Raw genomic sequence first — 14,881 nt, forward strand, 5'->3', positions numbered from 1 at the left:
CGATGATTTCTTAAGATGTTTGTTGTGCGGTGATGTATTCCACCACTTCTAAGTTAAAGCCTGACAGGGCATTGAAGCGCAAAGGAGAGCTCAGCAGCTTCATTTTTTCCACACCCAAATCACGTAAAATTTGTGCACCGACACCAATAGTTTGATACTGCTGCGAAAGAGCAGCATTTGATTTTACATTTTTTGGTGCTTTAAGGGTATCTAATGCTGGACCCAAATCTTGTAAATGACGTTGGCCAATCCAGACCAAAACACCACGATCACTATTGGAAATTTCTTTCAGGGCACGATCCAGGTTCCAGGCCGGCTCGCCATCCTGTTTCTTCAGTTTGAGCAAGTCGCGGGTCGGGTTAAAACCATGTACACGCACCGTGGTCACGCCATCTTTAGGCTCACCTTTGACCAAGGCCAGATGGATATCCGGGTTACCCAGTTCACGATAGCGGTACAGGTCAAAGCTGCCGTATTCAGTATCAATACTTTGCTGATCAATACGCTCAACCGTCTGTTCATTGGTCATGCGGTAATGAATCAGATCGGCAATCGTGCCGATTTTCAGGCCATGCTTTTCAGCAAACACTTCAAGATCCGGACGGCGCGCCATCGTGCCATCTTCATTGATGATTTCACAAATCACAGAAGCCGGTTCTAGTCCTGCTAAACGGGAAAGATCACAACCTGCCTCAGTATGTCCGGCACGGTGCAATACACCACCTGGTTGCGCCATCAGCGGGAAGATATGTCCCGGCTGTACAATATCTGCCGGTTTGGCATGAGCAGCCACAGCAGTTTGAATTGTATGGGCACGTTCAGCCGGAGAAATACCGGTAGAAATACCTTCAGCCGCTTCAATCGACAGGGTGAAGTTGGTTCCATGCTGGGCACCGTTGGCATCTACCATCAACGGCAGATTCAACTGCTGACAACGCTCTTTACTTAAAGTCAGGCAGACCAGACCACGTGCATGGGTGATCATGAAGTTGATATCTTCAGGACGTACGTGTGTGGCAGCAATCACCAAATCGCCTTCATTTTCACGGTCTTCATCATCCATCAGGATGACCATTTTTCCTGCACGGATATCTGCTACAAGCTCTTCAACAGTATTGAGCGGCATCAACCTTCACCTTCTTTTTTGATCTTGATCAGACCGAATCATGACATTATTGGGTACATAGTCTAACGCTTTTTGCGCAATTTTGCCTATGCTTATTCCTTTCCCTCTAGTGGTTCATTGTTATACACAGTCTTGATAAACATGAAAAGCCGACTTTAAATGAAAGCCTGGGCTTTATGCAGGTTTTTTGAGCAATTAAAAAGCATAAAAAATGAGAAACTTAGGTGAAATCAACATAAGTTCAGATATTAAGGTGTTTTCAGAAAGTATTTTTATTTATTGTCAGTCATTCAATGGAATTCTGGACGAACAATGCTGGAAAATTTTACCTATTATTAAAAAATTTTAAAAATATCGAATAAAAAGCGAACCGAAGCTCGCTTTAGATTTACTTTACTTCTTAGAAAAAACCTGCCGGTTTGGTTGAATAGCTCACCAGCAAGTTTTTGGTTTGCTGATAATGATCTAGCATCATTCTGTGATTCTCACGACCAATGCCTGATTTTTTATAGCCACCGAAAGCCGCATGCGCAGGGTAGATATGATAACAGTTGGTCCAGACCCGACCGGCCTGAATGGCACGACCGGCACGATAGGAGGTATGTGCTGAGCGTGACCAGACACCGGCACCTAAACCATAAATCGTATCATTGGCAATCTTGATCGCGTCATCAAAGTCTTTAAAGGTGGTCACAGCCAGTACAGGCCCGAAGATTTCTTCCTGGAAGGTCTTCATGTCATTGGTGCCTTTAAAGATGGTCGGTTCAATATAGAAACCTTGACCCACTTCCTGACGTGCTTCACCACCGGTGAGAATCTGTGCGCCCTCTTCACGGCCAGTGGCAATACAACCCAGAATCTTGTCTTGCTGTTCCTGTGAGGCTTGCGCGCCAATCATGGTGTCGGTATCTAGGGGATGCCCGGTTTTAATGCGTTGTACGCGTTCTACCGCACGCGCCAAAAACTCATCGGCAATACTTTCCTGTACCAAGGCACGGGAAGGACAGGTACAGATTTCACCCTGGTTCAGGGCAAACATGGCAAAGCCTTCCAGTGCCTTGTCCAGATAATCGTCTTCCTGATCCATAATGTCGGCAAAGAACAAGTTTGGTGATTTACCGCCAAGTTCCAGAGTCACCGGAATAATATTTTCAGTCGCATATTGCATGATCATCTGACCCACTGCGGTTGAACCGGTAAAAGCAATCTTGGCAATACGAGGATTGGTCGCCAGTGGACGGCCGACTTCGACCCCGTAGCCATTGACGATGTTCAACACGCCCGGTGGCAAAATGTCCTGAATCAGTTCAGCGAGCACCAGAATACTGACTGGAGTCTGTTCTGCAGGTTTCAGCACAATACAGTTACCTGCAGCCAAGGCTGGCGCGAGTTTCCAGGCGGCCATCAGAATCGGGAAGTTCCAGGGAATGATTTGTCCGACTACACCAAGCGGTTCATGAAAATGGTAGGCGATCGTATCTTCGTCTATTTCGGAAATGCCGCCTTCCTGGGCACGGATACAGCCGGCAAAATAACGGAAATGGTCAATGGCCAATGGAATATCGGCAGCCAGCGTTTCACGGATCGGTTTGCCATTGTCCCAGGTTTCTGCCACAGCCAGCAGTTCCAGATTTTGTTCCAGACGATCGGCAATTTTCAACAGAATATTGGAACGGGTGGTCGGCGATGACCGGCTCCATTGTTCTTTGGCTTTGTGCGCTGCATCTAAGGCCAATTCAATGTCTTCTACAGAAGAGCGCGGCACTTTGGTAAAGACTTTGCCATCTACCGGAGAGAGATTGTCAAAGTATTCACCTTTGACCGGAGCGACCCATTCGCCGCCAATAAAATTATCGTATTGTGCTTTAAATTGAATTTTTGAACCGTCAGTATTGGGGTCTGCATAACGCATAATCTATTCCTTTATATGATTGTTAGTGGTGCAGGCTGCGCGCATGTTGCCGATCAAAAAATATAGGCGCTTCTGCATTCAGCTCTACTATAAAGAGGGAAAAAGACGGACGGTTGTTTGTTTACAGGCTTGCTACAAAAGACAATATTTGGAGACAAGCAGTAGAAGAATAAAAGTTATAAATTTTAAATTTTTAAATTTAAAAACAAGGGTTTATAGCACTTATAAACCATCGAAAGATTGGCATATTTTCAATGTGCTTAATTACATTCCAACCTAATAAGGATTCAAAAGAAGCCAAGCAGGAGAAATGAGGGTAAGTTTCATTTCTCCTTCCACGTTTATCTAAAGCCCTTTGTCATGCAGCCATTGAAACAGTTGCTGATAAACCTTCTCACGTACAGATTGCTCTGAAAGTACCAGATCATGTAAACCGTTCTGGATACTTTGAACCGTGACATCGCCTTTAATTTTTTTGGCATATTTTTGAATGTCTTTAATGCCTAAAATCACATCACTGCTCTGTGCGGCTTTGCCCCATTTTTTAGGGTATAAGGTCTGATGCGAATGCATGATCAATACCGGAATATCGAGCTGAACACCGCGATGAATTTCTTTCTGTGCCTCATGAATGGCACGAATAAAACTGATCCGAACCATCGGGTAGCGGGTCTTTTTCCAGTCCAGACTGAAGTCCCATTCGCCTTTTAAATCCTTATGCAGGCTGGTGGCATACCACTTGTTCAGCTCGCTTGGAAATTTAAGATTGGGAAAAATTTTAGCCAGTCTGCTCAATTGCGGGATGCCGAGCGCGCGCTTGATCGGATTCATATTGAAGTCATAAAATGGACTGTTGACCCAAAGTGCTTTGATTAAAGAATGCCGCGGATGATGTGCCGTATACAAGGTCGTGGTCAGGCCGCCGGTAGAATGACCACAGAGCAGGGCAGCATCGTGACCCTCGGCTGCTATAATGTCGAGTGCCTGGGTAATTTCTGCATCATATTCAGCAAGGTCATACACGTTATAATATTTTTGATGCGGCAGAATCGAACGTCCGTATTTTCTTAAATCCAGCGCATAAAAATCAAAACCATGCTGATTAAAGCGCTCTGCCATTTCGGTCTGAAAAAAATAATCGATAAAGCCGTGAATATATAAAACTGCTTTTTTTGTAGGTTGGGCTGCTTTTTTACGGATTAGGGTTGCTACGACTTTGCCCTCATAATCATCAGGAAAGTTTAAGGTCGCTTGCTCATAACCTGTCCCCAGAATATCGGGCTGATAAAGCGGTTGCAGTTCACTCATTTTTATACTCGTTGGTCTTATTAAATTTATGCTTTATCCTTGATGAGCTGAGGTTTTTTGTCAAACAGATCTTGCTACCGATTTAAATTAAAAATACGAATACGGGTTAATTTTAAAAACCGTTCAGAACCTGGCTGAAAATGAGTGTTATCAGATTATAAAATCCTGCTACAAGTATTATAAATTTGCTAAATGACCCAAGCGGCTAAAATCAGGATAAGCTATATAAAATAACGAGAGTGATGTCATTATTTTGGCAGAACTGCCGAAGATTGATTAGATGAGTTAAATAATGCCCAGAGAAAATTTGAACAGTAAACGCCCTTTATATATTCCTTATGCTGGAAATACTCTGCTAGAACTCCCACTACTCAATAAAGGCTCTGCATTTTCTGAAGAAGAGCGTAGAAGCTTTAACTTGCATGGCTTGATTCCTCATGTCACCGAGACGATTGAGGAGCAAAGTCAGCGTTCTTATCAGCAGTATTGTGCTTTTAGCAGTGATATTAACAAGCATATTTATTTGCGGAATATTCAGGATACCAATGAGACCCTGTTTTACCATCTGATTGAAAATCACCTCAGTGAGATGATGCCGATTATCTATACCCCGACTGTGGGTGAGGCATGTCAGCGCTTTTCTGATATCTATCGTCGTCATCGTGGGATTTTTATTTCCTATCCTGACCGTGCTCAGATCGACCAGATTATTCACAATATCAATAAAAAGAACGTGAAAGTGATTGTGATCACAGATGGTGAGCGCATTCTGGGTCTTGGAGATCAGGGCATTGGTGGTATGGGGATTCCAATTGGAAAACTGGCACTCTACACCGCATGTGGCGGGATCAGTCCGGCCTATACCTTACCGATTACTCTTGATGTCGGTACCAATAATCAGCAGTTGTTGAATGACCCGATTTATATGGGCTGGCGTGAACCGCGAATCAGTGGCGATGAATACTATGCTTTTGTCGAAACGGTGATTCAGGCGATTCAACAGCGCTGGCCAGATGCCTTAATTCAGTTTGAAGACTTTGCACAGAAAAATGCCATGCCTTTGCTGGAAAAATACCGTGATCGAATCTGTTGTTTCAATGATGATATTCAGGGCACCGCAGCAGTGTCTGTGGGCAGCCTGATTGCTGCTTCGCGCGCAGCAGGCAAACAACTTAAAGATCAGGTGGTTACTTTTCTGGGTGCAGGTTCAGCCGGTTGCGGGATTGCAGAACAGATCATTAAGCAAATGGTTGCTGAGGGCTTGAGTGATGCCGAAGCACGTGCACGCGTATTTATGGTCGACCGCTTTGGCCTGATCACTGAAAATCAGCCGAATTTATTGGATTTCCAGCGCAAACTGGCACAGCCTCTTGAAAATGTAGAAAGCTGGGCAGATGCAGAGAGCATGATTTCTCTGCTAGATGTAGTTAAGCGTGCCAAACCGACGGTATTGATTGGTGTATCTGGACAGCCGGGTTTATTCACTCAGGAAGTGATTGAAGCCATGGCTGAAAATAGTGTACAACCGATTATTTTCCCTTTATCCAACCCGACTTCCCGCGTAGAAGCTGTTCCAGCAGATATCTTGCAATGGACCAATGGCAGAGCATTGATTGCGACGGGTAGCCCATTTGCACCAGTGAATTATCAGGGACAGATTCATCATATTTCCCAATGCAATAACTCTTATATTTTCCCGGGTATCGGTTTGGGTGTGGTTGCTTCAGGTGCGAAACGTGTCACGGATAATATGCTGATGGCCTCGAGTAATGCCTTGGCGGACTGTTCTCCGAAACTGAAAGATCCTCAGGCAGATTTATTGCCGAATCTGGATTGTTTACAGTCAATTTCGAAGCAGATTGCCTTAAAAGTGGCACTTGCTGCGATTGAAGACGGAGTAGCACCGAAAGTCAGTGTAGAAGAATTGCAGCTAGCAATAGAGCATAATTTCTGGACACCGCAATACCGTGATTATCAGCGAATTACCTTTTAATTGTATTGAAGATGGATTCTTATCATCGCTAGTTTTTTTGCGCTAGCCTGCTTTCATCTGATTCATTGATGGAATATCAAAAAGCCCTGATCTTTTGATGAGGGCTTTTTTATTGTCTTAGGGGTGTCATGGTCATATCTTGGTTATAAAATCAGAAAGTACATTAAGAATTTTTTATTGAGTGAAATAAAAATGAAAGAATCATTTAAAGAAAATAACATCAGCATAAAAAAAGCCCCGATCTTTCGATCAGGGCTTTTTTAGAATCTGGAGCGGGAAAGGAGACTCGAACTCCCGACCCCAACCTTGGCAAGGTTATGCTCTACCAACTGAGCTATTCCCGCGGAGTCTATAAAGTTTTTTAAATGAAAAAACTAAATGAAAAAATTTTGAGCGGGAAAGGAGACTCGAACTCCCGACCCCAACCTTGGCAAGGTTATGCTCTACCAACTGAGCTATTCCCGCATGCCGTGTATAATACAGCATGCAAAAATGTGGTCAACACCTTTGTTAAAAATCTTGCATCAATTGCATAAAATAAAAGCAAAATGCTGTAGATTAGACAATAAATAACCAATATTCATATAGAAATCAATGAAATTTCACCACAATCAACGGATTGCACCTGAACAGATTACCGAAATACTCGGCAGAACAAGGTATACTGGGATTATATTTTTGAAGATTGGAGTCAGGCCATGAGCTTAGAACAACAACTGAAAGATCGTTTGGCGCAATTATCCCCAACCCATTTGGAAGTGGTGAATGAATCTTCGGGTCATGGCGGTTATTTTCCGGGAAAAGAATCGCATTTTAAAACCGTGATTGTGAGTCAGGTTTTTGAGGGTTTACGTCCAGTCCAGCGTCATCAGAAAGTTTATGCTGCTGCGGGTGATTTGCTGTCAAAAGACAAGATTCATGCGCTGGCCATTCATGCATTTTTGCCTGAAGAATGGGCAGGTCAGGACACCACCAGCCCTGCTTGTGCACACGCACCAAAAAACTAAGAGGACATGATGGAAACCCAACTTTTAGTCAAGATTATTCATATGTCGGCAGCAGGACTGGCGATTGTCACCATTCTTGCCCGTGCCTTCACCTTGTTTGTCGGTACACAAGGGAATTTACCTAATCCGGTGGCACGTACAGCGCTCGTGGCCTTACAGCATTTAGCCATCACGGTAATTGCACTGACCGGTATTATGTCGCTCGTCCTCAAAGACTTTGATGTACAGCCTTGGTTTTATGCCAAAGTCATTTTATTTTTGGTACTGGTGTCCTCGTTAGGCAAAGCCTATAAAAAAGATGATTCTATCTTGCTATCGCAGCGTCGGGCTGGCTTAGTTATTGCTGTAGTTTCGTTGGTGTCTATTCTGGCTTTGGTAATGATCAAGCCGAATTTTGGCTAAAAGCAAGCTGGCTATGATGATCAGCACAGCCAGTCCATGCAAATAATTAAAAAATACAAATGTGGTAAAAGTAATTAAAAATGTGAGGAGGGGACATGCGTACACGTGTGGTATTTAATCAAAAGGGTGGGGTAGGCAAGTCGAGTATTACTGTCAATCTGGCAGCAATCAGTGCACATCAGGGCTTAAAAACCTTATTGATTGACCTGGATCCGCAGGCCAACTCTAGCCAGTATGTGCTGGGCGATGATGCGACGTATTCTAGTGACAAGCCGGCACTCGAACCGAATATCGAAAACTATTTTGAAGATGTACTCGGTAATCAGCAAAGCAAGGGCCTACTCGGCAATGCGATTGGCTCGATTTTAAAAAGTCGTAGCAAAGGCTTGGAAAGTTATGTGCATCAATCCTCTTTTAAACATCTGGATGTCATTCCGGCTAGTCCAACGCTGGGTGCATTGGCCCATGCACTGGAGTCCAAGCACAAGATTTATAAGCTACGAGATGCCTTGCAACAACTGTCGGGGCATTATGACCGGGTATTTATTGATACACCGCCTGCATTCAATTTCTTTACCCTCTCTGCTCTCATTGCGGCGAACCGCGTGCTGATTCCATTTGACTGTGATGTATTTTCTAAACGTGCCCTACAGACCCTGATTGAAAATGTCATTGAAACCCAGGATGACCATAATGAAGGGCTGGAAATCGAAGGGATTGTCGTGAACCAGTTTCAGGCACAGGCCAAATTACCGCGTGAAGTGGTACAACAGCTCAAAGATGAAGGCTTACCGGTCCTCGACAGTATGTTGCCACCCTCGATCTTGATGAAAGAATCTCATCAGAAAAATCAGCCTTTGATTCATTTGGCTACTGATCATAAATTGACTCAGGCCTATCAATCGTTGTTCAATGAGATAGAGCAGAATTAAGATCGAGTTAGCTATGAAACTTGTGAAAGTAAGCCTGAGTATTGCTGCACTGGCATTACTGAGTGCCTGTGCAACGCCGGTAAAACCGACTTATGTGTCGCCCACCCTCTATCAGACTTTGGGTTGTTCGCAATTACAGGGTGAATATAATCGTATTCAGCAGTATATCGACAATGGCGTTGAACCACCGAAACGTACTGGCGTCGGTGTGGGCTTTGGTCTTGGCGGTGGTTGGGGTAGTCGTGGTGGATGGGGTATTGGCCCGAGTGTTTCAGTCAATATGGGACAGTCATCCGATACCAAAAGAACCGAACTGGCACGGCTTTTAGGCGAGCAGGAAGCGATTGTACAGGCCGCGCGTTATAAGAACTGTTCGATCATCGTTCGGCAGGCGACGCCTAAATAAATCATTCAACATTAAACGGATAAATGCTGACTTCGGGTCGGCATTTTTTATTGCTTTCACCAAGAATAGGGCGGTTTACATTAAGATAAAACTCACTGGAAATTGACCAGACTGTATATAAATCTGAAATTTATAAGCTTGTTATCCCACTTCCATATTGATTAAGCTACAACCTTGGCCCGGAAAAGTTCATTGCGATGATTGAAAATTGGTTATTTGTTTTAGGACTCATTGCTGCATTAATGGTTCCAGGGCCCGCCAATGCCTTGGTGGCCAGTTCTGCTCATCAGCAGGGGCAAGCCAAAACCAGTCTCTATCTTCCTGCCATTTTGCTCGGTTATTTTTATGCCATTAATGTCTGGGCTTTGTTGATTCATCTGGCGTCACCGATCTGGCCAAATTTTAAAGGCTTGGTCTATGTACTGAGTACCATCTGTGTGGGCTGGATGACCTTACATTTATATAAGGCTCAGCAGTTACAACGTTACAGCAAGAACCATCCGCAGATTCGCCCTTGGCAAATGTTTAGGACTACCTTAACAAATCCTAAAGCAGCACTGTTGGCCTCCGGGATTTTACCGATGGAAACCTGGCAAAGCCCGACCAATTTCGTTCTGGTTTTTGCTGCCTTTAGCTTGAGCACCGTTCCGGTCGGGATTTTCTGGATGGTCTTTGGTCAGGCCATATTGACCAGTTCATCTGAAAAAATAAAAGCCGGCCTCATTTATAAAGGCGCGGCTCTATTTGTCCTGCTTTGTCTGATCCCACTCCTGATCAAGCTTTGGGATTAAACGCACAGGCTGTAAAATCTTAATGTAAAAAGCTCTTAAGCTATTTTACTTTTTTTGAGCTTTTGTTGAATAAAGCCAATCACGCCTGGCAATACACTTAAAATAATGATGCCAAAAATCAGATAGGTGAAGTTGTCTTTGACGATTGGCATATTGCCAAACATATAACCCAAAATGACAAATGAGCTAATCCAGGCAAATGCACCCACCACATTATAGGTCAGGAAATATTTGTAATTCATGCTGCCAGCACCGGCAACGAAGGGTGCAAAGGTACGGGCAAAAGGAACAAAACGCGCAAAAATAATGGTCTTACCACCATGTCTGGCAAAGAATTGCTGGGTCGCCAATAAGTGTTTTTTATTGATGAAGCGCGATTCAATCTCGAAAACGCGAGGACCAATATATTTACCAATATGATAATTCAGGGTGTCACCCAGAACTGCCGCAACAAACAAGAGTGGAATCAGCACCCATGGATCCATTGCACCAGTAGAGGCTGCCAGTGCACCTGCTGCAAATAGCAAGCTGTCGCCAGGCAGGAACGGCATGACCACCAGACCTGTTTCTACAAAGATAATCAGGAAAAGAATGGCATAAATCCAGATCCCGTAATTAGTGATAAATTCAAGCAAGTGATCATCAACATGCAAGATAAAATCAATCAGTTCCATGAGCCCAGTACAAGCAAAAGTGTGGTCAAATCCTAACAGCCCGGGGCATGAAAGTCAGTACCAGAAAGTAAAATAATTAACGCTTCATCCATCTTCAATCGAGCCAAAATTTCTCTTACATATTATCTTCAGATTTTTATAAAAATAGACTTAATTGGATTAAATCTTGAGCTTAAAAATATAAAAATGACAGATCAAACAAGGCATCCGAAGGGATGCTTTGTTGTGCTAGAAATATAATGCAATCAACTAAATGCATACCTAATGCGAATTGTGTGCTTAATGCGCTGAAAAATGTTAGAATACGGCGCTTATCTTTCGTTTGCCTTTCATAGTTGTTCGTCATGACTACCAATACTCAAATTACTGAAGATCGTATCCTGATTCTGGATTTCGGTTCTCAATATAGTCAGCTCATCGCACGTCGTGTCCGTGAAGCTGGTGTATATTCTGAAATGTATGCCTATGATATGTCTGAAGAAGACATTCGTGCATTTAATCCAAACGGTATCATCTTGTCTGGTGGACCTGAGAGTGTTCACCTTGAGGGCAGCCCGCGTGCGCCGCAAGTGGTATTTGAGCTGGGTGTGCCGGTATTGGGTATTTGTTATGGCCTGCAAACCATGTGCGAACAGCTTGGCGGTAAAGTTGAGCCAGGTCATGTACATGAGTTTGGCTATGCAGAAGTAGATATTGTCGTACGTGACAAGCTGATCGGTAATTTACAGGACCGTGAAAACCAGCTGCATGTCTGGATGAGCCATGGTGACAAGGTTGCCCGTATTCCAGAAGGCTTCCAGATCACTGCACAAACGCCTAGCTGTCCAATTGCTATGGTTTCTGACGAAACTCGCCGTTTCTATGGTATTCAGTTCCATCCTGAAGTGACACATACGTCTAAAGGCGCAGAATTACTGTCGAACTTCGTTCATCAAATTTGTGGTTGTCGCGGTCTGTGGACGCCAGAACACATTATTGATCTACGTGTAGAACAGCTTCGCCAACAGATTGGTGATGAAAAAGTATTACTAGGACTTTCTGGTGGTGTGGATTCATCTGTAGTGGCAGCGCTGTTGCATAAAGCGATCGGTGATCAGCTGACCTGTGTATTTGTAGACAATGGTCTGCTTCGTTTGAACGAAGGCGATCAAGTGATGCAAATGTTTGCTGACAACATGGGTATCCGCGTGATTCGTGCTGATGCTGAAGAGCGTTTCTTGACTGCGCTTGCAGGTGAAGTTGATCCTGAAGCAAAACGTAAAATTATTGGCCGTGAATTTATTGCTGTCTTCGCTGAAGAAGCACGTAAATTAGATGGCGTAAAATTCCTTGCACAAGGTACGATTTATCCGGACGTAATTGAATCTGCTGCAAGCAAGCAGGGTAAGGCGCATGTGATTAAATCACACCATAATGTGGGCGGCTTACCAGCAGACCTAGCATTTGAACTGGTTGAACCATTACGTGACTTGTTTAAAGATGAAGTACGTAAATTGGGTACGACTTTAGGCTTGCCACACAGCATGATCTATCGTCATCCATTCCCAGGCCCAGGTCTAGGTGTGCGTATCTTGGGTGAAGTGAAAAAAGAATATGCAGACATTTTACGTCTTGCAGATGACATCTTCATGCAAGAACTGCGTGCCAGCGGCTGGTATGACAAGACTGCTCAAGCATTTGCAGTATTCCAGCCAGTAAAATCGGTGGGTGTAGTCGGTGATGGCCGTCGTTATGCATGGGTGATTGCACTGCGTGCGGTAGAAACCGTGGACTTTATGACGGCTCGTTTCGCGCATCTTCCTTATGATTTAGTCGATAAGATCTCGACCCGTATCATGAATGAAATTGCTGAAGTTTCTCGTGTTGTGTATGACGTATCGTCTAAACCACCAGCAACAATTGAATGGGAGTAATTTAGGGGTTTCGGACAGCACTGCTGTCCGCCTAAATTACGCCAAGCGCTATGCGCGTGGCAGTATCTGGTTTATCAGATATAACCTAATAAAAAAGAGCGCTTCGGCGCTCTTTTTTTGATTTATACTGAATAAAAATAAACCTTTAAAAGCTAAAAAATGCCTTTACCTACTTATGATCAATTAATGCTGCCTTTAATGAAATTATTATCAGAATTAAATGAGCCAATAAAAATTTCGGATGCTGCGAATATCCTAGCTGAACGTTCCAATTTACACGAAGAGGATTTAAATAAAATTCTTCCGAGCGGGAAAAATATATTTAAAGATAGAGTGGCATGGGCAAAGACCTACTTAGTTAAGGCGGGCTTAGTTCAACAACCGAAGAGAGCATATTGTGAGATTAGTAGCTTGGGTAGACAGGTTGATTTAAAAAGTTTAGATGCTATAACAAATGAATATTTAGCACAGTTCAACGGATTTTCAGATTTTAAATTAGGAAAGAAAAATAAAGATGAGTTTGGGATCGGGAATCTACAAGTTATTGAAAGCCTAAATAGTTACCAAGAAACTCAGACTCCAGAAGAAACAATCCAGAACACAACGGAATTATTAAAATCTGATTTGAAAAGTGATTTGCTTCAGATGGTAAAAGATAAATCTCCTTCATTTTTTGAAAGACTGGTTGTCGATCTTCTGGTGGCAATGGGCTACGGCGGTTCACATCAAGATGCAGCTCAAGCGATTGGTAAAACCAACGATGGTGGAATTGATGGTGTAATTAGTGAAGATCGATTAGGGTTAGATAAAATTTACATCCAAGCGAAACGTTGGAAAGATACTGTTGGTCGTCCCGACATTCAACAGTTTAAAGGTGCTTTGGCCGATCAAGTTGCTAAGAAGGGTGTATTCATTACTACGTCAAGTTTCAGTAAAGAGGCCATTGAGTCGGCAAGAAAATCCGGTATTGTTTTAATTGATGGCGATAAGCTGACGTCTTTAATGATTGAATTTGGTTTAGGTGTACAAATAGAACGTAGTTTTCATATCTATAAAATCGACCAAGATCGTTTTGATGAAGATAATTTTTAACGGGTAATTTAAGCCGGTTTAACCTGCCAGTTTTGCAGCTCCCCAGCTAAACTTTGCTCCAGATCTGGATCATAAGCTTCAACCCGATTCCGTCCATTGGCTTTAGCCTGATATAAGGCAATATCGGCCTGTTTAATCAGGGTCATTAAATCTGTTTCACAGCTTTCCAGGATGGCAGCACCAATCGAAATGCTAAAACTGAAACGATGTTGGCTGTCCAGATCGATCACAATATTTTCAATTTTATGCCTTAAACGCTCGGCAACTTTTAGTGCTTCATCCAGAGAGGTTTCAGGTAAAAATGCAATAAATTCCTCACCGCCATAGCGTGCCAAAATATCATGCTGCCGCATTTCGCTGTGTGTATTTAGAGCAATCGTCTGTAAGACCTGATCTCCGATATCATGACCATAACGATCATTAATCTGCTTAAAATGATCGACATCAAAGACCAGTAAACTCATAGGCACCGGTTGATCAAAATTCTGTTGTACCAGTTGTTGCGCGAGATATTCAAAACAGCGACGGTTATTCAGGCCAGTGAGTGAGTCGGTATGAGCCATATTTTCAAAGGCCTGCCGATTATATTCATTCAGGGTATGCTGCAAAAATACCATGCGTGATTTTAAGGTCGAGCTCCAGCTAATATATAGACTGAAGGTCAATACTGGCAGATAAATCAGGGAAAATAAAAACATCTGGTACAGGTCAGATCGAGTATTGAAATATACACCGATGTAAATCATCAAAGTAATCAGACTCGAAGTAATCAAAGACGGCCAGAACCGGATCTGCACACATAAATTGGCCAACACAATAAAAACCAAGGAGGCATATTGATAAATGAGGGTATAAGCACTTTCAGACTGATTTAGATTAAAAAACCAGATGGCACTTGCGCCAATAATTGAGGTAGGTAAGAGTAAATCAAACACAGGTAAATTGCGGTAAGAGTGATACATCCAGATCGTGATCAGTACGATCAGAATGGTATAGCTAATTTTGGTCAAAATGAGCAAATTGAGAATATCATGCAGCACCAGAATATCGGCGAGGGTATAAGAGGCATATGCCAGCTGTGCGAATAAATTGACCTGTAATAGGTATTTTAAAGTGAGCTTCTTTTGATGGGCATAGTAGGCCGGTTTTAGAGGCGCAGGAATACGAACAAGCGGATCTTGAAGAGCCTCCTGAATCAGGGTACGTGATTCTTTTTCGTTATCATGCGGCATGCAGCCTTCCCAAATTAAAATATATAAAAATGAATAAGATGAAATTTATATATAGTTGTATAAAAAATATTCTATTCTTTTGTTGGATATTTT

The 14,881-nt window shown here is 43.1% G+C and carries 13 protein-coding genes and 2 tRNA genes; 8 read left to right on the forward strand and 7 right to left on the reverse strand.

Annotated elements, in window-relative coordinates; translation table 11 throughout:
* Nucleotides 1-10: 10 nt before the first annotated feature.
* From ribBA to MTX11_RS07045, 3 genes are all read right to left on the reverse strand, one after another.
* The gene (gene ribBA / locus MTX11_RS07035; protein WP_243474735.1) at nt 11-1,126 is read right to left on the reverse strand and encodes a bifunctional 3,4-dihydroxy-2-butanone-4-phosphate synthase/GTP cyclohydrolase II; all 1,116 of its coding nucleotides are present in this window, start codon (nt 1,124-1,126) and stop codon (nt 11-13) included.
* A 400-nt stretch (nt 1,127-1,526) separates the two neighbouring features.
* Nucleotides 1,527-3,038, reverse strand: a complete 1,512-nt coding sequence (gene exaC, locus MTX11_RS07040) for an acetaldehyde dehydrogenase ExaC (RefSeq protein ID WP_243474736.1) — start codon at nt 3,036-3,038, stop codon at nt 1,527-1,529.
* Between the two features lie 345 nt (nt 3,039-3,383).
* Entirely contained in the window at nt 3,384-4,346 is a 963-nt protein-coding gene (locus MTX11_RS07045; RefSeq protein WP_243474737.1) for an alpha/beta hydrolase, read from the reverse strand.
* Nucleotides 4,347-4,638: 292 nt separating this feature from the next.
* On the opposite strand from MTX11_RS07045, the gene MTX11_RS07050 reads away from it, so the two are divergent.
* A complete protein-coding gene (locus tag MTX11_RS07050; protein WP_243474738.1) occupies nt 4,639-6,339 on the forward strand; it encodes an NAD-dependent malic enzyme in 1,701 nt (566 codons plus the stop codon).
* A gap of 268 nt (nt 6,340-6,607) precedes the next feature.
* On the opposite strand, the gene MTX11_RS07055 is transcribed toward MTX11_RS07050, so the two are convergent.
* Nucleotides 6,608-6,683: transfer RNA gene (locus tag MTX11_RS07055), tRNA-Gly, on the reverse strand.
* A 48-nt stretch (nt 6,684-6,731) separates the two neighbouring features.
* Nucleotides 6,732-6,804: transfer RNA gene (locus MTX11_RS07060), tRNA-Gly, on the reverse strand.
* A 233-nt stretch (nt 6,805-7,037) separates the two neighbouring features.
* Here MTX11_RS07060 and MTX11_RS07065 point away from each other — a divergent pair.
* The 5 genes from MTX11_RS07065 (at nt 7,038) to MTX11_RS07085 (ending at nt 9,877) form a co-directional block, all read left to right on the forward strand.
* On the forward strand, nt 7,038-7,346 hold the full coding sequence (locus MTX11_RS07065; protein WP_174894083.1) for a BolA family protein: 309 nt from the start codon (nt 7,038-7,040) through the stop codon (nt 7,344-7,346).
* Between the two features lie 9 nt (nt 7,347-7,355).
* Complete coding sequence (locus tag MTX11_RS07070) at nt 7,356-7,748, forward strand: SirB2 family protein (protein WP_174894703.1); 393 nt, start codon at nt 7,356-7,358, stop codon at nt 7,746-7,748.
* A gap of 95 nt (nt 7,749-7,843) precedes the next feature.
* Nucleotides 7,844-8,680, forward strand: a complete 837-nt coding sequence (locus tag MTX11_RS07075) for a ParA family protein (RefSeq protein WP_004280959.1) — start codon at nt 7,844-7,846, stop codon at nt 8,678-8,680.
* A gap of 13 nt (nt 8,681-8,693) precedes the next feature.
* A complete protein-coding gene (locus MTX11_RS07080; protein ID WP_243474739.1) occupies nt 8,694-9,086 on the forward strand; it encodes a hypothetical protein in 393 nt (130 codons plus the stop codon).
* Nucleotides 9,087-9,283: 197 nt separating this feature from the next.
* On the forward strand, nt 9,284-9,877 hold the full coding sequence (locus MTX11_RS07085; RefSeq protein WP_243474740.1) for a threonine transporter RhtB: 594 nt from the start codon (nt 9,284-9,286) through the stop codon (nt 9,875-9,877).
* Nucleotides 9,878-9,912: 35 nt separating this feature from the next.
* Here the strand turns inward: MTX11_RS07085 and MTX11_RS07090 are convergent, their stop codons facing one another.
* A complete protein-coding gene (locus tag MTX11_RS07090) occupies nt 9,913-10,551 on the reverse strand; it encodes a DedA family protein (protein WP_243474741.1) in 639 nt (212 codons plus the stop codon).
* A gap of 344 nt (nt 10,552-10,895) precedes the next feature.
* Between MTX11_RS07090 and guaA the strand changes: the two genes are divergently transcribed.
* On the forward strand, nt 10,896-12,464 hold the full coding sequence (gene guaA, locus MTX11_RS07095) for a glutamine-hydrolyzing GMP synthase (protein WP_004280963.1): 1,569 nt from the start codon (nt 10,896-10,898) through the stop codon (nt 12,462-12,464).
* A gap of 159 nt (nt 12,465-12,623) precedes the next feature.
* Complete coding sequence (locus MTX11_RS07100; RefSeq protein WP_004280964.1) at nt 12,624-13,556, forward strand: restriction endonuclease; 933 nt, start codon at nt 12,624-12,626, stop codon at nt 13,554-13,556.
* An 8-nt stretch (nt 13,557-13,564) separates the two neighbouring features.
* Here MTX11_RS07100 and MTX11_RS07105 read toward each other — a convergent pair whose 3' ends face one another.
* Nucleotides 13,565-14,788 carry a GGDEF domain-containing protein gene (locus MTX11_RS07105; RefSeq protein ID WP_191112473.1) on the reverse strand — a complete coding sequence of 408 codons (1,224 nt, stop codon included), beginning with the start codon at nt 14,786-14,788 and terminating at the stop codon, nt 13,565-13,567.
* Nucleotides 14,789-14,881: the final 93 nt, after the last annotated feature.

The organism is Acinetobacter lwoffii, assembly GCF_022809915.1.
Taxonomy (GTDB): domain Bacteria; phylum Pseudomonadota; class Gammaproteobacteria; order Pseudomonadales; family Moraxellaceae; genus Acinetobacter; species Acinetobacter lwoffii_M.